The organism is Halobacillus sp. Marseille-Q1614, from assembly GCF_902809865.1.
In the GTDB taxonomy this organism is placed as follows: domain Bacteria; phylum Bacillota; class Bacilli; order Bacillales; family Halobacillaceae; genus Halobacillus_A.
On sequence record NZ_CADDWH010000002.1, the window covers coordinates 22,905 to 47,839 of the forward strand.

The 24,935-nt window shown below is 41.1% G+C and carries 23 protein-coding genes; 21 read left to right on the forward strand and 2 right to left on the reverse strand.

Annotation, left to right across the window (positions count from 1 at the left end):
- Positions 1-14 precede the first annotated feature (14 nt).
- Complete coding sequence (pseH, locus tag HUS26_RS19630; protein WP_173918942.1) at positions 15-590, forward strand: UDP-4-amino-4,6-dideoxy-N-acetyl-beta-L-altrosamine N-acetyltransferase; 576 nt, start codon at positions 15-17, stop codon at positions 588-590.
- A gap of 518 nt (positions 591-1,108) precedes the next feature.
- On the opposite strand, the gene HUS26_RS19635 is transcribed toward pseH, so the two are convergent.
- Both HUS26_RS19635 and HUS26_RS19640 read right to left on the reverse strand, forming a co-directional pair.
- A complete protein-coding gene (locus HUS26_RS19635; RefSeq protein WP_173918943.1) occupies positions 1,109-1,525 on the reverse strand; it encodes a M67 family metallopeptidase in 417 nt (138 codons plus the stop codon).
- 3 nt (positions 1,526-1,528) lie between these two features.
- Positions 1,529-2,596 carry a hypothetical protein gene (locus HUS26_RS19640; protein WP_173918944.1) on the reverse strand — a complete coding sequence of 356 codons (1,068 nt, stop codon included), beginning with the start codon at positions 2,594-2,596 and terminating at the stop codon, positions 1,529-1,531.
- Between the two features lie 215 nt (positions 2,597-2,811).
- On the opposite strand from HUS26_RS19640, the gene HUS26_RS19645 reads away from it, so the two are divergent.
- The 20 genes from HUS26_RS19645 to HUS26_RS19735 all read left to right on the forward strand — a co-directional run bounded on the left by HUS26_RS19645 (position 2,812) and on the right by HUS26_RS19735 (position 24,925).
- Positions 2,812-3,480 (forward strand): hypothetical protein, encoded by a 669-nt coding sequence (locus tag HUS26_RS19645; RefSeq protein WP_173918945.1) that lies wholly within the window; start codon positions 2,812-2,814, stop codon positions 3,478-3,480.
- 65 nt (positions 3,481-3,545) lie between these two features.
- Complete coding sequence (locus HUS26_RS19650) at positions 3,546-4,115, forward strand: hypothetical protein (RefSeq protein ID WP_173918946.1); 570 nt, start codon at positions 3,546-3,548, stop codon at positions 4,113-4,115.
- The gene (locus HUS26_RS19655) at positions 4,108-4,428 is read left to right on the forward strand and encodes a hypothetical protein (RefSeq protein ID WP_173918947.1); all 321 of its coding nucleotides are present in this window, start codon (positions 4,108-4,110) and stop codon (positions 4,426-4,428) included. The genes HUS26_RS19650 and HUS26_RS19655 overlap by 8 nt, the downstream gene beginning before the upstream one ends.
- A gap of 79 nt (positions 4,429-4,507) precedes the next feature.
- Entirely contained in the window at positions 4,508-5,770 is a 1,263-nt protein-coding gene (locus HUS26_RS19660; RefSeq protein WP_173918948.1) for a surface carbohydrate biosynthesis protein, read from the forward strand.
- Positions 5,771-5,995: 225 nt separating this feature from the next.
- The gene (locus HUS26_RS19665; protein ID WP_173918949.1) at positions 5,996-7,000 is read left to right on the forward strand and encodes an SDR family NAD(P)-dependent oxidoreductase; all 1,005 of its coding nucleotides are present in this window, start codon (positions 5,996-5,998) and stop codon (positions 6,998-7,000) included.
- 219 nt (positions 7,001-7,219) lie between these two features.
- Complete coding sequence (locus HUS26_RS19670) at positions 7,220-8,164, forward strand: dTDP-glucose 4,6-dehydratase (protein WP_173918979.1); 945 nt, start codon at positions 7,220-7,222, stop codon at positions 8,162-8,164.
- Between the two features lie 12 nt (positions 8,165-8,176).
- Entirely contained in the window at positions 8,177-9,373 is a 1,197-nt protein-coding gene (gene pseC, locus HUS26_RS19675) for a UDP-4-amino-4,6-dideoxy-N-acetyl-beta-L-altrosamine transaminase (protein ID WP_173918950.1), read from the forward strand.
- Between the two features lie 9 nt (positions 9,374-9,382).
- Positions 9,383-10,120: a cytidylyltransferase domain-containing protein gene (locus HUS26_RS19680; protein ID WP_173918951.1), complete on the forward strand. Its 738-nt coding sequence runs from the start codon at positions 9,383-9,385 to the stop codon at positions 10,118-10,120.
- A gap of 11 nt (positions 10,121-10,131) precedes the next feature.
- Positions 10,132-11,208 carry a UDP-2,4-diacetamido-2,4,6-trideoxy-beta-L-altropyranose hydrolase gene (gene pseG / locus HUS26_RS19685; protein WP_173918952.1) on the forward strand — a complete coding sequence of 359 codons (1,077 nt, stop codon included), beginning with the start codon at positions 10,132-10,134 and terminating at the stop codon, positions 11,206-11,208.
- A complete protein-coding gene (locus HUS26_RS19690; protein WP_173918953.1) occupies positions 11,205-11,750 on the forward strand; it encodes a GNAT family N-acetyltransferase in 546 nt (181 codons plus the stop codon). The genes pseG and HUS26_RS19690 overlap by 4 nt, the downstream gene beginning before the upstream one ends.
- A 228-nt stretch (positions 11,751-11,978) precedes the next feature.
- Positions 11,979-12,413, forward strand: coding sequence for a MerR family transcriptional regulator (locus tag HUS26_RS19695; RefSeq protein WP_173918954.1), 435 nt, complete (start codon positions 11,979-11,981; stop codon positions 12,411-12,413).
- Positions 12,414-13,111: 698 nt separating this feature from the next.
- Positions 13,112-14,614, forward strand: a complete 1,503-nt coding sequence (locus HUS26_RS19700) for a primase C-terminal domain-containing protein (RefSeq protein WP_173918955.1) — start codon at positions 13,112-13,114, stop codon at positions 14,612-14,614.
- A gap of 712 nt (positions 14,615-15,326) precedes the next feature.
- Positions 15,327-16,013 (forward strand): replication-relaxation family protein, encoded by a 687-nt coding sequence (locus tag HUS26_RS19705; protein ID WP_173918956.1) that lies wholly within the window; start codon positions 15,327-15,329, stop codon positions 16,011-16,013.
- A gap of 45 nt (positions 16,014-16,058) precedes the next feature.
- Positions 16,059-18,068, forward strand: coding sequence for a type IV secretory system conjugative DNA transfer family protein (locus HUS26_RS19710; protein WP_173918957.1), 2,010 nt, complete (start codon positions 16,059-16,061; stop codon positions 18,066-18,068).
- A gap of 5 nt (positions 18,069-18,073) precedes the next feature.
- Positions 18,074-19,108 carry a conjugal transfer protein gene (locus tag HUS26_RS19715; RefSeq protein ID WP_173918958.1) on the forward strand — a complete coding sequence of 345 codons (1,035 nt, stop codon included), beginning with the start codon at positions 18,074-18,076 and terminating at the stop codon, positions 19,106-19,108.
- The gene (locus HUS26_RS19720) at positions 19,108-19,371 is read left to right on the forward strand and encodes a TcpD family membrane protein (protein WP_173918959.1); all 264 of its coding nucleotides are present in this window, start codon (positions 19,108-19,110) and stop codon (positions 19,369-19,371) included. The genes HUS26_RS19715 and HUS26_RS19720 overlap by 1 nt, the downstream gene beginning before the upstream one ends.
- Positions 19,372-19,373: 2 nt before the next feature.
- Positions 19,374-19,916 (forward strand): conjugal transfer protein, encoded by a 543-nt coding sequence (locus HUS26_RS20110; RefSeq protein ID WP_254434317.1) that lies wholly within the window; start codon positions 19,374-19,376, stop codon positions 19,914-19,916.
- An 862-nt stretch (positions 19,917-20,778) separates the two neighbouring features.
- On the forward strand, positions 20,779-22,281 hold the full coding sequence (locus tag HUS26_RS20115; protein ID WP_256371088.1) for an ATP-binding protein: 1,503 nt from the start codon (positions 20,779-20,781) through the stop codon (positions 22,279-22,281).
- Positions 22,278-22,622, forward strand: coding sequence for a cystatin-like fold lipoprotein (locus HUS26_RS19730; RefSeq protein WP_173918961.1), 345 nt, complete (start codon positions 22,278-22,280; stop codon positions 22,620-22,622). The genes HUS26_RS20115 and HUS26_RS19730 overlap by 4 nt, the downstream gene beginning before the upstream one ends.
- 14 nt (positions 22,623-22,636) lie before the next feature.
- On the forward strand, positions 22,637-24,925 hold the full coding sequence (locus tag HUS26_RS19735) for a CD3337/EF1877 family mobilome membrane protein (RefSeq protein WP_173918962.1): 2,289 nt from the start codon (positions 22,637-22,639) through the stop codon (positions 24,923-24,925).
- The last annotated feature ends 10 nt before the right edge of the window (positions 24,926-24,935 follow it).

The following is a 24,935-nucleotide window of genomic DNA, read 5'->3' on the forward strand; positions in this document are numbered from 1 at the left end:
GGAAGGAGAAACCGATGGATCATAATCAACGCTTATATGCACTTAGACATTTAGAAGAACGTGATTTAAGTAAGGTATTACAATGGAGAAACTCTGATCGGGTGCGTCCCCATATGTTTCACGATCATTTTGTAAGTCAAAAAGAACATGAGCAATGGTTTTCTTCTTTAGATAAAAATAAGGATCTTTTTTTTATCTTTGAGTATCAACAGTCCCCTGTGGGGGTGGTTTATTTCAAGATGGAAAGCCTGCGGAACCCTTTTGGAATGAGGAAGGGGAGAGGACTGGGCACGTTATGCTATTGGGGGTTTTACTTAGGGGAAGCCAATGTGCCGAAAGGAACTGGCACGTATATGGGGGTTTCAGGGTTGGATTTAGCGTTTGAACATTTAGGGATAAGGAAATTATATGCCGAAGTCATCGCTTTAAATGAGAGGAGTATCCGGTTTCACCAAAGACTTGGTTTTAAGGAAGAAGGCGTATTAAAACAACATCATTTAAAAAACAACCAATATGTAGACGTCATCTCTTACGCCATATTTAAAGACCAGTGGGAGGGGCATAAGAGAACCCTCGGTTCTGAAGGATAAGGATGATCAACTCCAGTGGTTCCTTTTATATAAGGGAGAGCAAGACAAAAAGATGAGATTCCCCCTATAGGATCTCATCTTTTTGAAAAAGTTCAAGTCAACCAAGGTGCTCAACCCTTACTTAAATGTATGTTATGGATAAGGGATTTGTGCAAACACTTTTTCGATGATGGCAAACTCCTTCGGAAAAATTTAAAACTTCTTCATCCCGTCGGATAAAGAAGTTAGGTTATAAAATATATATATAATAAATGAATAATTGCGTTTTAAAAATAGACCGTTCTGGTATCTTAATCGGAGGAGATAACAATAATGGTCTATATTGTTTTTTTCTTTCCACAGCATCCCCCTAAACGGACTGTGGAATTAGTAGACGACGAGGTTTTTCTCACGACCGGTCTGCCTGAAATTACACGGATTTTTTTCCCGTTTGCGCTTTTTTTCCTGGACTTCATAACAATCAACTCCCTAGGTTGGTGATATTGTTATTATAGTCAATTCTAGGAAAAAGGCTCGGGCTATAGCGAGTGATCAATGAAAAAGGGGCATTCTTCATATGTAGAGCCTTGAATGTCAAACCATTTTGTTAGGGGAGTTGGTGTTTTAAAGGATAGGATCACCATTTTAACGGTCGGATCGGGGTGATTCTTAATATCATACATAGAAGGAACAGGTGCTGTTGTCGGGTGTGAGTGATAGACAGCCAGTACCTGTTCTCCCAATTGAGTGATTCTTGCTACCGTTTGTTCCACCACTTGTTTACTTACAAAAAAACGGTGCGCAGTCTTCCATTCGTTTTCTAGCGGCCAGATCGCCTTAATGAAGTTTCCCTTTCCTGACAATAACCCGCATGCTTCATAGGGTAAACAAGATTTCCCGTGGACGAGCATTGAATCATAAATAGCTGGAGGGACATGAATCTGTTTCCTATTCATGGGTTAGCCCTTCTTTTGAAAAATCGAAAAGAGGGAGGCAAACTCTAATTTTTTATCCTCTGTTTCTACGGATGAGTCCTGTTCAGACGAAGTTTTCTTGATGTGCTCTGTAGAAGATTTAGCGTTATCTTGAGAAAATGATTGGCTGGTGCTAGTAGAGGGCTTCGTAAATGCAACTGGCTTTTGTTCTTGTTGAACGTTTTGAGATCGGTCCACATTCTCTTTTACTGGCGATCCCATTAAAGGTTCCTTATTGATGGTTGAAGGGGCATCATCAGCAACAGAGGAGAAAGGTTTGTGGCTGAACTCCTCTTCAGGTTCAGCTTTTTTTTTACCGGATTGGTTCTTAGAAGTAATGATGTTCTTATTCACTTGAGAAGGATTCTGTTGGAACGTTCTTCTTTTTTGTGTATTCCCCTTATGGAGGGTGTTCTCCATCGCAGAAGGTGGAGTTGCTCTGCTGCTATTGTTCCGATTTCGGACATAGCTAAAATTTTGTCTTTCTGGCATATTAGGATATCTTTGAACCGGATCCTGCCCTGAATATCTAGAGGATTGCAGCATGTTTTGTAGTTGGCGATATTCGGACTGCCTAGGGGCTGGGGCTTGTTGTTTCGCATGACTGTTTAATGGAGATATTTGTTCTTGCAGTTCCGTAATTTGTTCAGTGATACTATTTATTTGTCGTCGTTCGATATATTGATTTTGATTAATTTCCGACACTTTATCCGCTAGACGATTGATCTGGTTAAGGTCCAATTTATCCAACATCCTATATATATCTTGTTTCAATTCTCTGACTGTAGCAGAAATTTCATCCACTCTATCGGATAGATCAGAGTCTTCTTTTCTATACTCCGCCATACGTTTCTCAAAATTTTCTTCCATAACCTTCATGTCTCCCTTTGATTTCAAATGTTGGGCGTTCGAAGGGGTACTATCGTCTTTCTCCTTTGGTTGGTAGTCAAGTATTGGACTATGGTCCTTAGTTTCTATCGCCTGTTCATAAATGGCAAGTTTTCGTTTTAACTGTTCAATATCCTTAATGTTATATAACTTGTATTGATGCATCACTTATCACCCTTTTTACCGCCCATTAGTATACTATTGAAACCCTAACAATCCGTTACACATCTCAAGGCGTGAATTTAATTCATTTCTTAAAGTATATTTATAAAAATTCGCATTTATCTCGGCAATAATCAGCTAACTCATTATACAGTATCGTGAGTAGTGCATAAGCTACGTATGAACCAAAAAAATCTTATTCGGAGGTGTTTGCAATTATGCAAGCAAAAAATTTAACTGGGGGCCAAGAGCTCCTGTGTATTAACACTGAGAAAGTATACGACTGGGTCATTAATGAGGCAACTTTTGATTTAACTTTGGGTGATTTTGATTTACCATTGGGACCAACTGGAGATCCAATCACTTGTGATGATATTGCTGAGAATGGAATTTCTTGCGAAGTTGCTCCATTAGATACTGTTATTCTAGGTCGAGAAGAGGTAGAAATTCCTGTTGGCGATACAGTTGTAACCTTACAACTAGTTAACATTCAGAAAACTTTTGAGGTAACGATTTCTGTTCAATTGATTGCTGAACTCGGCGGTGGAACTGTTGAGGTGGGCACGGCAACGTTTACACGTTGTGAGCAAGTCCTTCTATGTGCTCCAGAAGGTACTGATGTAGAAGTCACTTACACTGACTTGAGTTGCTTTGTATGTACAGCGACTTGTGTGGAAAATGGAACAGAAGGTGATGAGCTTACAGATATCACGGTTACAGTTCGTTTATGCCAGAGCATTCAATCTACTTTTGATGTAACTTTAGAAATTGTAGCTGATTTCTGTGCGCCTAGAGAACAACTTCAACTTCCAGCATGTCCTGCTCCTACAATGCCACCACAGTGTCCAGTAATTTTCCCTAACGGGGATAATGGTGATAATGGTTAAGCGCTTGACATAAATTAGAGAGAGGAAACCATTCCTCTCTTTATTTCATTTGGAGGTGAAGGGTAATGGACAACAAAGAAATCTCCAACAAATTAAAGGAGTGGAAAAATTTAAACCTTCATTATCTCCAGCAAATCAATGAGCTTACTTCCACTATTAAAAAACCAGCGAATTTTCAAGTCATTAGTTACTTTACATATTCTATGAGTGTTGACCATACACCAGCAGCTGATAATATTTGTCTGGGTTCCTTCCACTTAACCAATTTAGGTAATGTCCCCCTTCATAATCCCTACATTTGCATTAAATTATCAGATGACCATCCGTTTAAGTTTTCTGGAAAGTATGTGTATAAAGGCACCAAGCAAAAAATGAAGCTGGGCAATGCCTGGGAAAGATTCAATGAAGGAGAAGATGTGAACACACTCTTTTGGCTAAAACCTACAGAGGCGAACATTCTTAAACCTTTGGAAACGTTAGTTTTCTCTAACTTCTTAGTGGAATGGAAATCTTCCCCTTCTTACAAAGGCAGCATTATGGGATTTGTTTATGGAGATGAACTGAAAGAAGGAGAGAGTTCCTTAAACCAAATCAACATCAGTGGAAAAGTGGGGGAGGAAAAACAAAATGGCTAATAAATCCCACGATACAGAACAAGAACTGTTAATGAAAAAATTAATGCTCCTATATTTGAAAGGGCATATCGATGATGTGAAGAAAAAGAAGAAAGCTAAGCACTCTCATAGTTTCATTTATATAGATAATCAAACGCTTCAGATGGCCGGACTTTCTATGCTTCTAAAAACCATCCAATCTACTTCGCTTAGTAATGGAGAGAAGCCCAATTCGTTTGAATCTGAAGATCTCTCCTCTCAATTAGATGATTTCATTCAAGAAACAAAAGGGGCCTTTGAAGAAACCATTAAGGTCCTTAAATCCCACCAATAGACAGGGAGATCAATACTCACGGAAAATGAAGGGGACGTTTATGCTCCCCTATGACTCTTAGGTTTAGGGTGAATCGGACATGGCTAAAAAAACTTGGTTGTATTTACCGATCGAAGGAAAAGCTAGAGAACTAGAGGCTAAAATGCTTTTAGCTTATTACGCGATTCAAGAGAATTATTGTGTCGTACTTGGGGAGCATCGAATGGTGGAGGCCGCAGCTGCCGAATTACCGGGAGGCCTATTTTTCTTAAAAGGCTATCCTCATTCGCCTAGAAAGAAAGTTATGGAACGTGCGGTCACCCATGGACATTGCGTGGTGGAACTGGATGAAGAAGGGTTGGTCTTTTCTGATCCTTCTCCTTACCTCAACCAAAGAATGAAGGGGGATCTGTTTACGTTCTTAACCCACGAATACTGCTGGGGCCCCTATCAAAAGGAAATCATTACCAAAGCTTACCCTCAACATGCTTCCAAATGTCATATGGTAGGAAACCCAAGGTTCGATCTTTTACGCCCCAAATACCGCCCATTATACCAAAACGAAGCGAAAGATATTCAAGCTGAATATGGCGATTTCATTCTTATTAATACTAGGTTTCCTTTGTATAACGGAAGCCAGAGAAAAAAAGAAGGAGAATCCCATCCCTCTTTGCTTTATATTAAACAATTATATTATCAATTTATCGAAATGGCGAAATTCCTTAGTTTAAGATTTCCCGAAACCTCGATCGTTCTTAGACCTCATCCAGCAGAAAATGTGGCTTCTTACCAAAAAGCCTTAGCTTCTTATAAGAATGTGTCGATCCTTCATGAGGGCAGTGTCATTCAATGGCTGTTGGCCGCTAAACTGGTCGTGCATAATGGGTGTACCTCAAGTATCGAAGCTTTTTTACTCGAAAAGCCGATCATAAGTTATGTCCCTTCCCTTTCATCTCCGGCCCCCGCCTTGTTATTACCTGACAAACTAGGAATAATGGCCACAAAGGTAGAAGAGGTAGAATCCCTCGCTCGCCAAATTTTAGAGGAGAATGATTTTTCCTTTTCCGTTCAGGGGGCTCGATCCCTTTTGGATCGTTACTATACGGGAGATGAATACTCCTTTACGTCAATCCTGCGCCTCATGAAAGAGCTCCCTGTGCCCCAAGAGGAATTTTCAGGGTCCCCTCAAATAAAATACAAGGCCAAAAGTAGTAAAAAATTAGAACATTTATTTCCTTCTTTATTAAAGAAGGAAATCCTCCACTTTTTTGAAAAGCTCGATGCTATTGAAGGGAAAAACAAGGTATACAACGTTACTTCTCTAGGTATGAATTTATATTTAATAGAAGACAGTGGATGCTAACGATGATGGAAAGGCAAAGCATGTATAAAGGTGAAGCTGACGGAGAAGAAGCTTAGCCTTTATCTTGCTTTGTTTTTTTCTTGATAAATGCCGGTGTCCAAAACCCCTAGGTTAGAGTCTATTATTTCTCACCAATAATCATTTTTAGAATATATATAGTATTACTGAACGGAAGGTTGATTGATAGGTTTAAGCACAATTTATACTGGAAAAGAGGAGCGCGTTGTGTTTTTTAATGATAAAAAAATATTGGTCATTGGGGGTACAGGAACGATTGGCCAACGTTTGGTCTCAACTATCCTAGAAGAAGATCCCAAACTGGTTAAGATATATAGCCGGGATGAATATAAACAATATCAATTGCTCAATACATTTAATAATGATGATCGTTTACAGGCAGTAATTGGAGATGTAAGGGATTTTGAACGATTACATCAATCCATGCAAGGTATCGATTACGTCTTTCACCTTGCAGCAATGAAGCAGGTGGCTATGTGTGAGCATAATCCTTATGAAGCCGTCAAAACAAACGTGATGGGTACAGAAAATGTAATCAATGCGGCGATTGCTCAAAAAGTTAAAAAAGTGGTGTTTACGAGCTCTGATAAAGCTATATCTCCTCCAAATGCGTATGGAGCGACCAAATTAATTGGTGAAAAATTAATTTCTTCGGCCGAACAGGGGAGAGAAAAGGGGCAGACCATCTTTGCCAGTGTTCGGTTTGGAAATGTCATGGGGTCTAGAGGCTCCGTCATTCCCCTTTTTAAAGAGCAAATTCTTCAACAGAAGAAAATTACCATCACGGATAAAGACATGACTCGGTTCATGATGACTTTACAACAAGCGACCTTATTAACTATAAAAGCACTCAAAGAAGCTAAAGGCGGGGAAGTGTTTGTTTTAAAGATGCCTGTGATTAAACTAGAAGATTTAGGATCCCTCTTAATAGAAGAGATTTGTAAAAAGCATGGGATGGATAGCGATGAAATTTCCATCGAGCTCATGGGGCTAAGACCTGGCGAGAAGATGTATGAAGAGTTAATGACTTACGATGAATCTTTAGAAGCCTGGGAATTACCAGATATGTTTATCATCCCTGGGAATGCTTCTAACTCCCTGGCTTACCATCAAGCTAAAAAGCCGACCCCCGGAACGTATGGGTCCATGGAACAGGATCCCCTTGATATCGCACAATTACGTACTTTATTAAAGGAAGCCCATTTAATTTAATCCTTGAGAAGGGAGGATTTTCAGAGGTTTAGTGGATGATTCCTCCCTTTAAAATTATAATGACTCTCACCAAGAGGATGGACCATGAGCAAGAGGTTTGTTTCTAACGGCAAGGCCGCAAAGCAAGCAAGACAAGCCCACGTCCTTTTTACGGTTATGTCCGTTTCACAAGATGAATATAATGTACTTGGTGTTAGGAATAGGAAAGGATGTGGGCTTTTGAATATCCTGGTTACAGGCGGTGCGGGTTTTATAGGTAGGTGGGTCGTTGCTCGTTTGCTGGAAGACGGTCATCAGGTCTGGGTTCTAGATGATCTATCGAACGGAAGGGAAGAAAATATTAAGGAATTCCGAAAACTCCCCAACTTTCGGAAGTTTATTAAAGGTGATATCAAAGATACGACCTTGATTCATGATGTGTTTTTGGAATCCTTTGATATTTGCTATCACTTAGCTGCCAGTATAAATGTTCAGGACAGTATTGATGATCCCCGCACGACTTTTCTCAATGATGTCGTCGGCACGTTTAACCTTTTAGAAGAATGCAAAGAGCAAAGGACTAAATTTGTATTCATGAGTACCTGCATGGTGTACGACCGGGCCACAAATCAAGATGGGATAAAAGAGACGGCCCCTATCAAGACAGCCTCCCCTTATGCGGGGGCTAAGGTGGCTGCTGAAAACATGGTGTTCTCCTATTACCATACGTATGATCTTCCAGTGACGGTGCTTCGTCCTTTTAATACGTATGGTCCTTATCAAAAAACAGGGGGAGAAGGTGGGGTCGTTGCCATATTCTTAAAAAATCAAATCAACGGAATCCCTCTGCAAATTTATGGGGATGGGACGCAAACGAGAGATTTACTTTATGTAGAAGACTGTGCCCGGTTTGTCGTGGAAGCAGGTTATTCGCCTAAAGTAAATGGAGAGGTCCTTCACGCAGGACTGGGCCAGGACATTAGTATCAATGCTTTAGCTAAACTGATTGTTCAAGATGAAAAGCTGATTCAGCATATCGCTCATATTCACCCTCAAAGCGAGATTCCTAAGCTATTATGTAATTTCACGAAGGCCAGGAAATTATTAAAGTGGGAACCGCAGTTTACATTAGAAGAAGGCATTGAAAAGACGAAAAAGTGGATTAAATCAACTGATTTAATATGATGGGGGACAACTATGACTAAAGATAAGCTCGCTTTATATGGGGGTCCGCCCGTTAGAAAATCGTATTTACCCTATGGAAAGCAATGGCTCGACCCTGACGATATTCAAGCCGTTATGGAGACCTTAAAGAGTGACTGGCTGACCACTGGACCTAGGATCGATCGTTTTGAAAGGGCTATTGCTCGTTATGTGAACACGACATACGCCGTAGCTTTTTCAAGTGGAACAGCTGCTTTGCATGCTGCCTGCTTTGCGGCAGGAATAAAACCAGGGGATGAAGTCATTACCAGCCCTTTAACATTCGCAGCTAGTGCCAACTGTGTCCTTTATGTAGGAGGCTCTCCGGTTTTTGCGGACGTCGATTTAAAAACGTATAATATTTCTCCCTCTTCGATTCGAGCTCTGATTAATGAAAAAACTAGGGCTATTATTACCGTGGATTTCACAGGACAACCTGCGGAATATGAGGAGATTTTAAAGATAGCCAAGGAGAACAATTTAATCGTTATTGGAGATGCGGCCCATGCGCTAGGCGCTGAGTATAAGGGGGCAATGGTCGGCTCTCTGTGCGATATGACGATGTTTAGCTTTCATCCGGTTAAGCACATCACCACAGGAGAGGGAGGCGTGATCACAACCAATAATGCTTTGTATTATGAAAAACTTAAGCTTTTTAGAAGCCACGGGATTACGCGTGACTCTGATCAGCTAATCGATCATCCCGGAGACTGGTACTACGAGATGCAATCCCTCGGGTACAATTACCGGATCACAGACATCCAGGCTTCCCTGGGATTCAGCCAACTCAATAAACTGGATACCTTTCTCAAAAAAAGAAGGGACTATGCGGATGCTTATAACCAAGCCTTTGAAAAATTGGAGGGCACGATCCTCCCTTATCAAAGTAAAAGCACTCTTTCTAGCTGGCATCTATACATCTTACGTCTCGATTTGCAAAAATTATCGGTGGATAGAGCCTTGATATATAAAGCATTACAAAGAGAAAACATTGGAGTGAATGTCCATTATTTGCCGGTATACCTACATCCTTACTATCAGAAGTTAGGGTATCAAAAGGGCATATGCCCCCAGGCAGAAGCTATCTATCATTCCATTATTACGCTTCCTTTATTTCCAAAGATGTCTCAACAAGATGTAGAAGATGTCATTCATGGAGTGAAGAAGGTCATTTCTATTATGAAAAAATGAGGTGGAGCAATGAAAGTGGTGGCCATCATTCAGGCACGCATGGGATCTTCACGTTTACCAGGGAAAGTACTGAAAACCGTTCTTAACAAGCCTCTTCTTGAGCATCAGATCGAACGGATCCGTGAGGCAAAATTAATAGATGAGATCGTCATCGCTACCACTTTTTTAAAGCAGGACGATCCCATTGTTTCCCTGTGTGAAAAATTAAATGTTCCTTATTATAGAGGGTCTGAAATTGATGTCTTAGAAAGGTATCATGAAGCTGCCTTATCGGTGAAGGCTCAGGCCATTATCCGCATCACCTCAGACTGTCCGATCATTGATCCCTTACAAATAGATAAGGTCGTTCAGGTCTACTTATCGGTAAATGATATCTCTCCGCTACGATATGTTTCCAATACGCTGCAGAGGACCTACCCGAGAGGAATGGATACCGAGGTTTTTTCGTTTTCATCCTTACGAGAAGCCCATATCCATGCCCATACGCTTAAAGAAAGAGAGCATGTCACCCCTTATATGACGAGTCGCCCCACCACTTTTTCCCTAACCAATGTTCCCTATAAAAATGATGAAAGCCACCATCGCTGGACCGTAGACACTCCGGAAGATCTTTTGCTTATAAAGAAGATCATTGAACATCTATATCCCCAGTCCCCTTTGTTTACCATGGAAAGGGTTCTTGATTTATTAAACAGACATCCGCAATGGATGAAAATCAATGCTCATATTGCCCAAAAAGAAGGATGAGGGAAGACTAAATGAGAATTTTTATAAGGACGGATGCTTCTCATACCATAGGGGCCGGTCATGTGATGAGATGTCTTTCTTTAGCAGAAAATTTGAGAGACAAGGGAGCCGATATCACGTTTCTTTGTCGCAAACTTCCGGGAGACCTCAACGAGTTCATCAAACATTTGGGTTTTGATATTTGCTTATTGACTTCTTCACCTTCCATGAATCAAAATTCTCAAAGTCCCTGGTTGTACAGCTCTTGGAAACAAGATGCTTTAGAGACAATTCAAATGATAAGGAAAGGGAACATTGATTGGTTGATCATCGATCATTATGGTCTCGACAGAGGGTGGGAGAGAGCTGTGAGACCTTACGTAAAATATGTAATGGTCATCGATGACTTAGCGAATCGGCGTCATGATTGTGACCTTTTATTAGACCAAAATTTATTTAAACATCCTGAAAAAAGATATACCGATCTTGTGCCCCCTCATGCCATCACGTTCTGCGGCCCCCAATACCTTCTCTTAAGAGAAGAATTTAAAAACATTAATCGCACGAAGACAAGAGATGGATATGTTCGGCGTATTTTGATTTCATTTGGAGGAAGTGATCCTACTAATGAAACCTTAAAAGCTGTGAGAGCGATCCAATTCATCAATCATCCAGATATTCACGTAGATGTGGTGATTGGAAGTTCCAACCCTCACTCTGCTTCCATTGAACATCAATGTAAAAACACACCGAATATTAAAATCCATACCGATATCCATTGCTTGGCGGAATTAATGATGCAGGCGGATCTATCCATCGGGGCCGGGGGCAGCACTACATGGGAACGATGTTTTGTTTCTTTACCATCCATCACGATTGAGGTTTCTCGTAATCAGTCGGAAATTCTATCCTATCTATCAGAATTAGGGGTCATTTACCACCTAGGCATGAGCAAGCACGTCAATGAAAGAAAAATAGCCCAAGCGATCCAACAGTTGATTACTTCTCCCGCTCAAGTAAGGACTATGGTCAAAGCGTCACGGAACATCATGAAAGATTTTAAACACGGGGTAGTGGCACAGTACATAATGGAGGGGATGGAAGTATGAAAGGCCTTCACCGTCATCGTGTGGACCCGTTAAAGGAAGAACATTTGACATTGATCTATAAGTGGCAACATACCAAAGAGTGGGAGGCTCTCCTAGGCGTCCCAAAAGGATTCACCAGGGAAGCCCTTACGGAGTGGTATAGGGGAATAAAAGATAACCCCCATTATAAGTTCTATAGGATTGGATATAAGGGGAAGCCTGTGGGACTCATTAGCTTTTTCGATATCACTCCTAAACATTCACGTTGTTACTGGGCCCCTTTTATTTGTGATCAAAAGAAATCCGAGGTCATGAATCAAATGATGGTGATAAACGCTCTCGATAAGATCTTTTTCAAACTTCACATCCATAAGGTATGCGCTGAAATTTTAGAAACGAATGAACCCATGGTGAAATTCCACGAAGCCTTGGGCTTTCAGTTCGAGGCGCTGTACGTGGATCATATCCAAGACCATGGAGAATACAAAAATGTCGTTCATATGTCGCTGTTTAAAGATCAATGGGGAAAAGTTAGAAATAAAATTTTAATAGACGAGGCCTAGGGAGAAGTCTAATCTTTGATTAGCACCTAGGTTCTTTTTTATTGGTTCCTTCGTAAATCTTAAGGCTTAATCACAGTGTCAGGTCTAGATCCTGAAACATATTGTATGTAATGGAGGAGTCTACAGTAGGGGTATGGACTAGAAATACAGAACATATCCAGAGAGACCAAAAGAAGCCCTAGATGTCCTGTTCATGGTATAGACACAGAAAATAAAGGAGTGCCCATTATGCTGTTGAAAGTAAAGGAAGTGTCTGAGTTGGCGGGGGTTAGTATTCGAGCGCTTCATTATTATGACGAAATTTGCTTATTAGTGCCTAAAAAGATCACGGATACGGGGTATCGTCTTTATTCCTATGAAAACTTAGAAACCCTTCAGCTCATCTTATTTTTTAAAGAACTCGGTTTTTCTTTAAATGATATCAATAAGATGATTTGGAGTCCTTTATTCAATTCCCAACAAGCATTGATATGGCAAAAGGAAATGTTAATGAACAAATGTACGAGACTTCATAAATTAATCGACACGATCAATCTCACCATTCAGCAGGGGGAAGGGAAGACAACGCTAAGCCCGAAGGAAATGTTTGATGGCTTTCCTCTGGATGCCAAGGGCATTAAGAAAGAAGGCCTGAAACGCTGGCAAGGCCGTAAAGATCAATGAGAGGCTGACACTTAAGGAACGGATGCCCCTTTGCCTTCTGTTCCTTGACACCTTTCATGAGCATCCAATTTTTATGTTGTTGTTATAAAGCGCAAAAAACCTCATTTCTTCCTGTCGACTAGCCTCTTTAAAGAGGGAAAATGAAAAAAAATTTAAGGTTTTTAAATTTTTTCATTTAGATGTTTACATTTACGTAAACGTAAATGTAAATCACTCCTCACCCCTTGTAAGAATAGGAAATCCAAATTTAAAACACAAACGTAAACGTAAACGTTTATAGTATGTATGCGCTGTCATTAGCTGGTATAAAGGGAATGAAGGGGTAGACGAGAAAGAAGAGACACGGTATAGTATAGATAAATTCGATAGATTACTAGAAAAGAAGACAAACAATTACATAAATAAAAAGAGTGTTGCTGACAACAACACTCTTTTCAATCAAGCTAGCCCACAGGCTTCCAACCAACGCTAGCTTTAAATAGGAACCATGTTGCTCTCACACATCATGGTTTGGGATATATTATATACTTTACTATATAATATCATTCCTTTTTGTGCAAGAATTTTCGGCTTCTTTATGCAATTTTAAAGATGGTAAATTCTGCAAAACCCTTCTATTTAAAGCAATGGTGAAGACCGTTACGGGCTAACGCTTGTAACGGTTTTTTGTATGCCATTTTCAAAAAGGAGGGTCAGTTATGGATGTATCCCGCGTGATCGAATTTATTACTCATCGTAGTTTAAAAACCTATAAACCGAGAGGTTCCAAAGCATCTCTGCCCAAACAGCATGAAGCTTATAAACAAGACTTTGAGAAGAGGGGAGTGGTTTTTGTCTCCCCTTCCAAAGAGGATTTGATGCAAGGAAAAGGACATATCGTTACCTCTTATGAGACGTTACATACCCAATCCCGCCAGCTGACGCATTGGACCCCTAACACGTTTTTAGGCGGCACCTACATAGATTTTAAAGAACGTATCATTCAAGGCCATACGAAAGAAAATTTAAAGCAAATCAATGCCTTTGTCGTTGATATTGATACCAAAAATACGGACTTGTTTGCGTTTTTCTTAGCGTGTGAAGAAGAAGGATTGCCGGCTCCTAATGCCATTTTAGAAACGCCTCGAGGCTATCAGTTCTATTTTGTCCTGGAAACCCCGATGTTTCTAACGAAAGCCAGTAATTATCAGGTGCTCAAAGTGGCTGATCGTATTGTCGCGAACATCAAAGAAGCATTGGCCAGCCATGTGCCGATTGATCCAGGATGTAATCCTTTTGGTTTTTACCGGATCCCTAATCCTAAAAACATTCTTTATTTTGATGATCAGCAAACGACGTCCGCCGCTGCTTTTATCGAATGGTCCAAAGCGTATGAGAAAAGAAAGCGCAAAGGAGCTTTCCACGTGGTCTATGCTCCCAATCAGAATGATCAGATCCATCAAGAATGGTATCGGGCGCTTCTCAACTCTACTCATATCGAACAAGGACACTATATGAACAGTCGCAATAATGCCTTGTTGACGCTGGCCATTGCGAATTATGCCAGTGGCCGTACATATGAAGCTGCTTTTAATGAGTTAGATCAATTCAACTCTCAGTTAGAAAACCCCATGAGCCCAAGAGAGTTTACACGTACCATGAAGTCGGCGTACTCGGGGCGCTACAAAGGAGCCAAGAAGGAGTATATTCAAGGGTTAATCGGTCAATGGACCGATCAATCGATTAACCTTGCTGCCGGTCAAGGATGGTATAAGTTTAAAAAAGCGAGAGAAGACCGTGAACGCTCTCATTATGACGAATGGGAACAAGACATTTTAGACTATCTAAAAGTACATACAAGCTCTGAAAAAGAGCTAACGGATGTGTTTATTTGTGATTCCCAAGTCAAGTTAGCGGAACGTTTAGGGATGGCTGTCTCTTCTTTAAAGGAAGTATTCAAACGTTCCAAAAAGCTTATGAAAGTAGTGAAAGGCAAAGGCCGTGGTCAAAAAACATACATTGCCAGTCGAGAAGTTCTATTCAAGTGCTTTTTACAGCTGCGTAAAAAGCTTATTCGTGATGGAGTGACCTGGAGATCTATGTACCAAGCCTTTCTATTTGAGGATCAGTCGTTAGAATATGTTTTTAAGTGGTTCTTCCTTCCGTTTGAAGAATGGGTCATCGAATATGAAAAACGATGTAGGACCCCGATGATTTGTTGAAAAATTAATAGGCCAGTCTGCCAATACATATCTTTACTCTCCTGGGTTTGTGTGTCTCTTTATAAATTACATTCTCACTAAGTTTTCTTATACGTTCACAGATCTGTTAGGTGCTTCGGAAAATTTGGATATAAATACTTTTGATCTTAAGATTTCGCAATTTTTTAATTAATTGTAAAATTTCAAAAACATCCCTTGTTAGGCTAATTTTTCTATGGTAGTATTTGGATAAAATATGGTGATAAACTGGTTTTTTATGGGTAGTGATTCTTCCTTTTACTTCTTGGTTGAATACCGATCTAAAAGTATTATCTAACAAACTCTCTCGTGACCACTCAATCACTACGTCAACGATTGAGTGGTCACGAGAGCAAAAGATAATACTTTTAGATCTAAGTGTGTAGTGTTATTGGTTAAGTTAGTTTCAGTGAGTAAGGTGAGGGAGGGATTAAGTTCAAGAGATAGTTCAAGAGATAGTTCAAGAGATAGTTCAAGAGATTGTTCAAGAGATAAGTTCAAGAGATAAGTTCAAGAGATAAGTTCAAGAGATGTGAGAGTGGGGGATTTTATAAAGTGTAGTGGTGATTTTATAGGTGTTTAGTGGTAGTTAAGTGGTTTGTTTATTAATGTTATGGTGGTGTTTTATTGTTTAGGGAAAATTATTCCTATATATTTGGAGGTGCTTATATTGATATAGAGAGGGTTGTTAAATATGGATTTTCTTTTAAGTGAAAAACGGAAGGAAGTATTAGAGACGATTGATCGGTTTGGGGTGATTACGAATCGTCAGCTGGAGAAGTTTTTGAGTTACATGGGAGTTAATACGATAAGGCGCGGAAGGCAGCAGCTGATAGAATTAGGATTTATCGAAGAAAGGTCGTTTGGAAGAAGAAAGGTTAGCGGGATTACGAAGAAAGGTTCTGAATATGTTGGTCAGATCATGACGGGGGCAAGTTCTTCTTATTCGCAATTACAGCATGATTTGACGGTGAATGAGATTGTGCATGCTTTGATGCAACAGTATAAAGAAAAAAGTCATTCGGTGACGTTTCGTACAGAGAGGGAGATCACACGTCAAGCGTTTTTGTCTTTATCGTACGATGAGGTCAAGAAGCCGAATAAGCTCAGACATTTATCCAAAGAGGTTCCTGACTTCTTATTGATTTTTGGAGACAAACCTTTTGCTTTTGAAGTAGAGCTGAATCGTAAAACCCATCAGCGTATTGAGAAGAAAATTAAACAGTATAAGCATTCTTTGGAAGAAAGTACTTACGCTAAAGTTTTTTACATTTGTAAAGATGAAGGCATTCGTAACCATGTGGAATCTTTTGCAAAGGGGGTTGGCGTAGATATTCAATTCTTGATGTTACATGAGGTTATTGACAGCGAGGAGGTTTGATTCTATTTGGCTCATGAAAAGGAAGATCAGGATGTTTTAGAGGTTGTGGGAGTGATTGCAGGGATTCTTTTAGGTGTTGCTCTCCTGGTGGTGCTCTTTCCTGTTGTTTTAGTAGCTCTTTTGCTTTTTGGTCTTACCCTAAGTACCAAGAAAGTTCGATGGTTGACGTACGGTAGTCTTCTAGGTGGCCTTACTTTTGCTCTGACCGTTTATGTGGCCGGATGGACCGAGTTGTTTCAATACATTCCCTTTATGTTTTCGTTGTTTGGGATGGAGAGTTTGATTGCTCCGGTTCAAGCAGCAGTTAATCAAGGGGAAGCTTTTCAAATGAGTGTTGCTTCTTATGTTTTGATTCTTTCCTCTGCTACTGTGGTTGCTCGAATTTTCCTTAGTGTGTATCAGTTCTTTAAAGGAAAAGTGGTTAAACCTAAGGAGGATGCCATTTTAGAGTATCGTGCATCCAAAGACTATTATTCTATCTTTAACCAGCGATATCATTTGAACCGCAAAGTGCAGGCCAAGTATCGGAAGGCTAAAAAAGCTGAGATTCAGAAAGAAGGACGGACTACCGATGTTTTGCTAGGCATTGATGAATATGGAAAAGCAGCTCACATGGACTTAAAAGAAATGAATCAGCATGTTTTGCTGCAGGGTACTACTGGGAGTGGTAAAACCATTGTTTCTTATTCTTTAGTGGAGCCCACTTTGATGAATGGAGAAACGGTCTTTTTCATTGATGGCAAAGGAGATCCCAAAACGATCCAAGAGCTTCAGTCTTTATGTGATTATTACGGAAGGAAATTGCATGTCTTCTCTGAGCATACCCAACTGAAATACAATCCGATTCGAAATGGAAACCGCACAAGCGTTACCGACCGGATCATGGCGATTTTTGATTGGAGCAATGAATTTTACAAAAATGAAGCAGAAAACCAATTGCAGAAAGTGATTCATTTTCTGGATGATTATGGCTTTAAACGTGATCTTGAGAATGTGACGAAATATTTATCCATTCCTCGCATTTATGAGGTGCTCACCAAGGATTATGAAACCGTGGAAGAAACCATTCAAGAAAAAGTTCCTGTAAAACAAACCGTTCCTGATCAGGCTAAAATCGACGACATTCTAGGTGTTATGAGTAGTGGTCCCTCTTCCGAAGAGTCTATGGAATACAAAGTTCAAGAAAAAGTCATTGAGCGCACCAAACAAACTGAGCGATCTAAAAAGTATATGATGTATTTCTTTGATAAGGAAATCCTCTCCGAGGAGGAAGAAGAAGCCATTTTAAACGGTGAAGATCAGACGAGTCAATTATTTCGAGGGATGCAGTCTCAGCTGGAAAAGCTGTTGTATTCGGAACTCGGCCATTTGTTAGACGATACCGAAGATGGACTTGATCTTATGGATATCGTGCAAAAAGGTGAAAGTGTGGTTTTCTCCTTTAACTCCTTAAGCTATGCCGAATTCATGAAACGTTTTGCTCGTTTCGTGATTGCTGATATATCCAACGTGGTGCAACAACAGTTTGGAAAACAGCAGAATCAGGGCATTACAGGAGTTTTTGATGAATTTGGGGCTTATGGGTCAAGTACCATTGTCGATATTGTGGCTCGGTCTAGAAGTGCTAATTTTAGAGCCGTGATTGGGATTCAATCTTTTGCTGATCTAACTCTTCAAGGTCATGACATTTCTCAACAGGTCATTGATAACGTGAACACCTTTTTCCTCGGGCGTTCCAATAGTGATTCTTCTCCAGAAAAGGCATCCAATGTGATCGGTACTTTTAAAGATATAGACATCACCCACCAGCTAGAAAACAAAGGGACGATGTTTAAACGACTTGATTTCAAAAGTGAAAAAGGCACCACTCGTAATGTGAATCGGTTTTATGTCCATCCTGACCAAATTAAAGAGTTTACCACAGGAGAATTTGCTGTTTTTCAAAAATCGGTAAAGGAACGGGCCAAGCGTCGGATCGTTTATTTTAGAAACCCCTTAGAAGGTTTAGATCCTTTAGCTCCTAAAACAAAAGTTTCACTTTTAAAAGGAAGGTGAGGTATATGCAGGCATCGATCCAAGCCCTTAAGTCCAAACTCCAACGTTTTTTCTCTCAATTTAAAAAGCCAAAGAAAGATAGCCGAAAGCTCCCTAAAGCCAAACGTTCTTCAGAAAAGGGGCTGCGTGTTCTCTTATGGGCTTTACTTCTTTTGCTCGTCATCGCTTCCCCTTTAGCTTTCATTCGGTCGGGAAATGCCTTGCTTTACAGTAAGGATAATACCGAGCAATTGAAAGAAGTCCAAGCCAGTGTCGGATCCTCCAACGGTTTGTATTCTAGAGAAGAAATAGAAGTTTATGGGGATCAAGTTGTGGATGCGTATATCCATATTCCTCAAGATGGAGAGGAACGCCAGGGACTTCTTGATCGATTAGACAGTTATTATGCCGAAGGTGTCCCCTTACCCTCCTATCAAAATATCAATGGGTATCGAACCCTTGATGAAAAGACGCTTTATAACATTGAGGAGCATGAGGGTCGCATTGTTTTACAGTATCGCGTGGATTACACAAATGTCACTGTAGAAGAAGGGGAGAAAGAAGGCAGCAAGAAGGAATCGGAGGGGGAAGAAACGAAGCATTCAAAATCAGCCTTACTCAACCTTCCAATCCAAGCCGAGCAACGCCAATATAGTGTCGTGGAACCCCCTTATTTCACCCATATTCCTTCCTTGAATGGAGAAGGTGAAAAAATACAGGATTCCATGAAAGGTCAAGAGGAAGTCAACACGCAGGACGTTCAGGAAGTCAAAGCATGGCTGCAAGAATTCTTTACCGACTATGCCGGTGGGGAGCCCAAGGATATGGAGTACGTCATGGATGATCCGCAAACCTTAGGAGGGCTTCAATCTTTTGTCTCTTTAGATGATCCTACAATTTATCAAGAGGGTGAGCAACAGTATACCGTGAAAACGGGAGCTACCTTTGAAGATGAAGATATTAAATCCCGCCACCAGCAGAGATTCACGTTAGAGATTGTGAAAAAAGACGGCCGTTTTTACGTGAACGAATTTACGAATACATTAGGAGGTCAATCATGATGAATTTATTTGAAATGATGAATACTGTGGTGTTTGGTACGTTGCCTACTTTGGATGGGATTGAAGATTGGGCTGTCAATGAAGGAGGAAATGCAGTTGCCATTGTGTTAGTCATCTTTGCGGTTTTCTACCTTGTCCGACAAAGTTGGGGGAAATTGATAGGCTTTATGATCATTGCGGCGCTTGTATTTTTCGCCGTCGGTAACCCTGATGGCATGCTAGAGAATATTGAGGGCATATGGAGGAATGTAACAGGAGGTTAACCATGAAAGTCACTTACAATTACAAACGAGTGTTTCAACATCCAATCACCTTATACCGGATTGGCGATGTTCGACTCCCTTACGGCATCGCCCTCTTACGGGTGACCGTCGCTTGTGTCATCCTAGGGATTATGCTTCTGTTCCGTGATGTGGTCAACGCTGTGGGATCAATCATGTCTGGTTTAACGCTGGTTTTATATGTAGGGATTCCGTATCTCTTATCCGGATTTTTATTGAAGAAGTCTTTTAATGGGAAGCGTATCCACTATTTCATGTATGACTTTATGCGGTACTTCTTTGGATGGTATCTCCCGAAGAAACGCATAGCCAATGATGAAGAAGTGCTTTATAGCCACACAAAAGCTATCACTTTTGAGAAGACCATTATTCAACGGAAAGAAGGGAAGGCTCATGCAACTTCGAACTCCGATCAAAACCGTACACGACAACCTCATGCTAACGAAAAGCGGGGAAATCTGGGCGTATTACCGAATCTCTCCGAGCGTCATACCCGTCGCGAATTACGAAAAGTTAGAGAATCATAAGGCTTCCTATCGGCAGCTGTTTGAACAGTTGGCCAAATACCGTGAGATCCATTTAGAAATGTATCCTCGGTCGATGGATTTAGAAAAACGTTTTGAATATTTAGAGCGTGACTTCTCGGAGGATACCAAAGAAATTGGTCAGTATTATAACCAAGAAACGATGAAGATGCTGGAACATGAGCTTGGTTTTATCACCGATGCGGATTTTGTATTAGGGGTTCGCTTGAAAACCAATTTGTTAGATGAATCTGAGGATATGCGAGGGATGGTTAAACACGCGTTTGCTAACGTGACCGATTCGATCGTCCACTGGTTTGGGCTGGAACGCGAATTAACCGACGAATTTTTTGATCGATTTCAAGAGGTTGAGCAAGAGCTATTTGAACAAATCATTCGGGTCGATGGGCGAAGGTTGACAGAAGACCAGCTGATTTACGTGAACCGTTATAACTTCATTCGTGATATTCACCATGCGGTCGAAGAAGAAAAGCAAAAACGGGGAGCCACGAATATCACGGATGCGATTATTGATCCTACCGACATGGGATTTTTAAAGCTTCAAACGACCGAAGGAGAATCGTACATTAGCTTTATTGTCGCTGATGAGTTACCGAGTGATTTAGAATATACGCACCTTTACCAAAAAGCGCAGAATTTTCCCTTCCCCGTCGAGTTGCACATGAAAGCGAGATATAAAGATAAAGATCAATCGTTGCGAAAAATTGGCTTTGCGAAGCAACGCTTTAAAGAAACTGATAAGGATATGGCGGAAGCTGGGGAAGACGTGGACGATAAGCTTGTACGCTATAATCAGTATCTCAATCGCTTACAGTCCGGCATTAAAGGGAATGAGGAAATCTTTATGGAATGGGTTTCGGCTTTTGTGGTGTCGGGCCAAACAAAAGCGGAGTGTAAGCAACGAGCCAATCATTTAATTACTTCCTTAAAGGATCAGGAAATTTATTGCGTACGTCCGATCGCTGATCAACTCCCCCTTTTCTATAAGTTCTTACATGGGGAACCTTTAAAATTTGAAAAGAACTGGGTTCAGCAGACGACCCATACGGGGTTTGCAGAAAACCTCTTTGGGGTGAGTAACCAACTAGGGTCTAACATCGGGTTTTACTTTGGCCGCATATCCAAAGGCATCGGGAAGAAATATTTGGAGGAATCGGTGGCCTCGAGTCGTGATATCTCCCTCTTTCATCCGTTTATGGCGAATGAAGGGATCAAGGGAGCTTCCACAGACTCCCCTCATATTTCGATTACAGGACAGACCGGGAAAGGGAAGAGTTTCCTTGTAAAGCTTATTATGATGTACCTCTCCTTTCTCAAGGTCAATGTACTGATTACCGATCCGAAGAATGAAATTGAAGAAAATTTTACAAAGGCGATTGAAGACCCTGAGATCCGGGTGAATTACCCTTTATTCACCAAATTGATTCGTTCCTTTCGTTATGTGACGCTCGATCCTTCTATTCCTTCCAATCATGGCGTATTAGACCCTATTTGTTTTTTAGAAGGTTATGAAGCCAAGGATACAGCTCAAGGGATTATCGAACAAATCTATGATATGAACGGCAAAGATGACGTCAAAACCGAGCTGCTAAAAACGTTAACACAGGTGATTGAAGAACGAGCCAAGGGACAGCAGCGAGGCATGATGCATGTGGTGGAACGTCTACAGGAAAGTGAAAACCGCAACGTTCGAAATGCGGGCGACCTTTTGTTTCAGATTGTCCAGAACTCGATTCTGCAGCTGATCTTTTCCGATGGATCGTATGAGGGGTTGCGTTTAGGAAATAAGATCAACGTGCTTCAAATCCAAGGGCTGGATTTACCCGAAGCTGCGGATGATCCGAATTTTTATAGCGATAGTGAACGGAAAAGTCTTTGCTTGATGATCCCTTTGGCTAAATTCTGTGAGAAGTTTGGCAGTCGAAGCAAACAAGAAAAAACAGCGATCATTTTTGATGAAGCATGGATGCTGACGAAAGCCCGTGGCGGTAAAAAACTCGTGAAGTCGATGAGACGCATTGGCCGTTCCTACAGCAATCAACTCTATTTTGTGACGCAATCGGTAAGTGATGTAGAAAGTGATGATGATGTCGGGAACTTTGGGGCCAAGTTCGCCTTTGATGAAGGGGCAGAACGAGAAGATATTCTTTCCTTTATGAACTTAGAAAACGTCGAAGAGAACCGAAAGCTACTAGAAAACATGACAAAAGGACATTGTCTCTTTACCGATTTCTATGGCCGCACTGGAAAACTAGCGATTGATTGCTTGTTTGAAGAATGGAGAGAAGCTTTTAAAACGGTGGATCAATCGTACTCCGCAAAAGCAGAGGAGGAAATTATGCAATGAAGAAATGGCTTGTATTGGTTCTCTTAGGGGCTCTTGCGTTAGGAGCTTGTAGCCCCTCATATGATCAAGAAATTGAGGAAGTTATAGAGAAAGAAAATAAGTCTCTACAAGAGCCAGGAGTTAAAAAAGATATTGAAACCCTAGAAAGAGAAGATGCTCAAATAGCCGTCTATGAAGATGGGAAGTATATCAAAATAGCTTATATGATACGTTCCGATCATGAAGCTGATTCCCTTTATGAATCTAGTGATAATGGTTATGAAATTAACGCTAGTAATGACTTAAAAAAACAATTGAATAGTATGGAACCTGATTACACAGAGAACATGGAAGACTCGTAGAAAGGAGGATATACATGAAGGACTCCTCGAGGCTCATTCTTGGTTTGCTTGTATTTTGCTTTTTAGTTTCTGTGCCATTGGACAGTGTGTTTGCTGCTCCTAAGGTTGACCCAAAGACCGAGGAACAAGGGGGTGTGGAATTAAAATCTGAACAATATGAACTGGAGCAATACCAAGCGACCACTCACTTTGAGGAAAGTTGGAATCCCTTTAGTCTGGATGAACTCGATAAGATGATGAATGGGATTGCGAATATGTTTTTTGGCATGACCAAACTTGTTGCCAATATCGTAGATGCGGGTTTACGAGAATTATATGGTTTGGAGATTGTCAATCAGTTTGCGGACGATATTGGGAGTGCGAGTGAAGAATTGTGGGGCGTGCTCTATGATAATTTTGGAGTGGCTCTTTTTGTGATTGCTGTCCTTCAACTGTTCTTCTTCTATGTCGCTCAACGTAATGGCATGAAAGCTGGTCAATCTTCGTTGAAGTTAATCTGTGTGCTTGTGGTGGCTGGGGTTTGGTTTTCTCAATCCAGTTACTTCTTAAAAACGATGAATAGCATCAGTAATGAAGCCCAAGGGGCTGTGATGTCAGCCGGAGCTTTCCTCACCACAGAAGATATTGACCAATCCAACGGAATGGAAGCCTCCCAAGCGTTATTACGCAATGCTTACTTTGATTTAGCCGTTTATAATCCCTACCTTGCGATGAACTACGGGACCACCAATGAAGACACCATCACAGCTGATGATAGCAACCGGATAACCAATCTTGTAGCCACCCCTTTAACTGAGAAGGGGTACTCCGAAAGAGAGGAAATTGCCGAAAGAGAAGTTGATAAACTAGGGAATACCAGCATGAGCATATCGACCATCTATGGAAAGATTGCGGTAAGTGCGTTCTCCTTTTTCTTTGCGTTGGTTTTAGGGTTTCCTTTATTGTTAGTGGCTTTTGTGAGTTTCTTATTGCAAGTGCTAATGTTACTGATTGCGTTGATCTTACCTGTGAGTTTCCTGATCTCCATCCTTCCGAGCTTTGCGAATAGTGGATGGTATACGTTTGGTCGTTTAATCGCCGTCGGAGCTATGAAGATATTTGTAGGGATCATTCTTTTAATCACCTTTATGATCGTGAATATCACAGAAGGAATGCTTCCGGCAACATCTACGGAAATGTATATGCTGAATGCAATTATTACCAGTGTTCTTTTAATCTTAATGATTAAGTATCGCAACAAGATGATTGAATTTATCACAGCTGGAAAAGTCGCCAGCGTGGATATGAACACGGCTAGTCGCGTGTATGATAAGACCGTTAAGGAACCTTCGGAAAAAATTCGGCATGGGGTGTATCAAGGAGCTCAAGTGGCAGCTGCTTATGCTGGTATTCGGGGAGCCGGAGCCGCCTTTGCAGGAGAACAGCTTGAAGATCGTGACGAGCAACGTACCCCTCAAACTTCTGATGGTCAACAAGGATCAGATCAAAGGACAAAAGATGTCGTTGATCTTTCGGGTTATCGAGAAGCTAGAAGCCAACGAACCACTCAACCTCAACAAGAAAAGCAAAAGCCAACGTCTGAATCATCAGAACATGTAAAAGAGCCGAAGGAATCCCACCCATCGAATGCTTCTTCTACCAATTCGTCTTTGCCCATGGGCGTCTATAACCGTCAGGAATTAGAGAAAACAAGAAATCCGCAACAGAAGAAAAGAAAAAATCAAGAGTCTGCCGATACAAAGAACCAACGAAAACGCATGAGTCGAACCCCTCAACATCAACGTTTATCTCACCAAGAACGTCAAGAGATTCGAGAACGCTACCATATTGAAAAGAATAAGCCCATTACCCAATGGGAAGCCCGACAACAGATTGAAGATCGGAAAATGGGAAGGTTTTCTCGTCCGATGGACCATTCCTCACAGGGGACCGAATCAACTAGTCGAGACCACAGCAAGCATCGAACCACTTCCATCTATTCAACAGAGGAGATTGCCCGTTCTAAGGAACGCCAGCAGGCGGCCTCTACGAGGGAGAATGTTCGTTCACAAGACCGTTCAAACACCGACAGGGATCGATCCACCCATCCCTCAACAGAAAAAGAACATACAAGGCCGTCTAAGACTACAAAGCAATCGGATACCATGCGTACTCCAAGCGTTTCTAAACACCGGCACCGGGAAGTCAAAGTGAATCGAACGTCTCAGGTGAAGCCGGAACAGGCTCGAAGACACTCGTCCAAACGGGAGTCGAAGACGATGGAACGGGATTCTGTTCGGATTCACCGCAGCCATTCGAATTAAGGGGGCATTC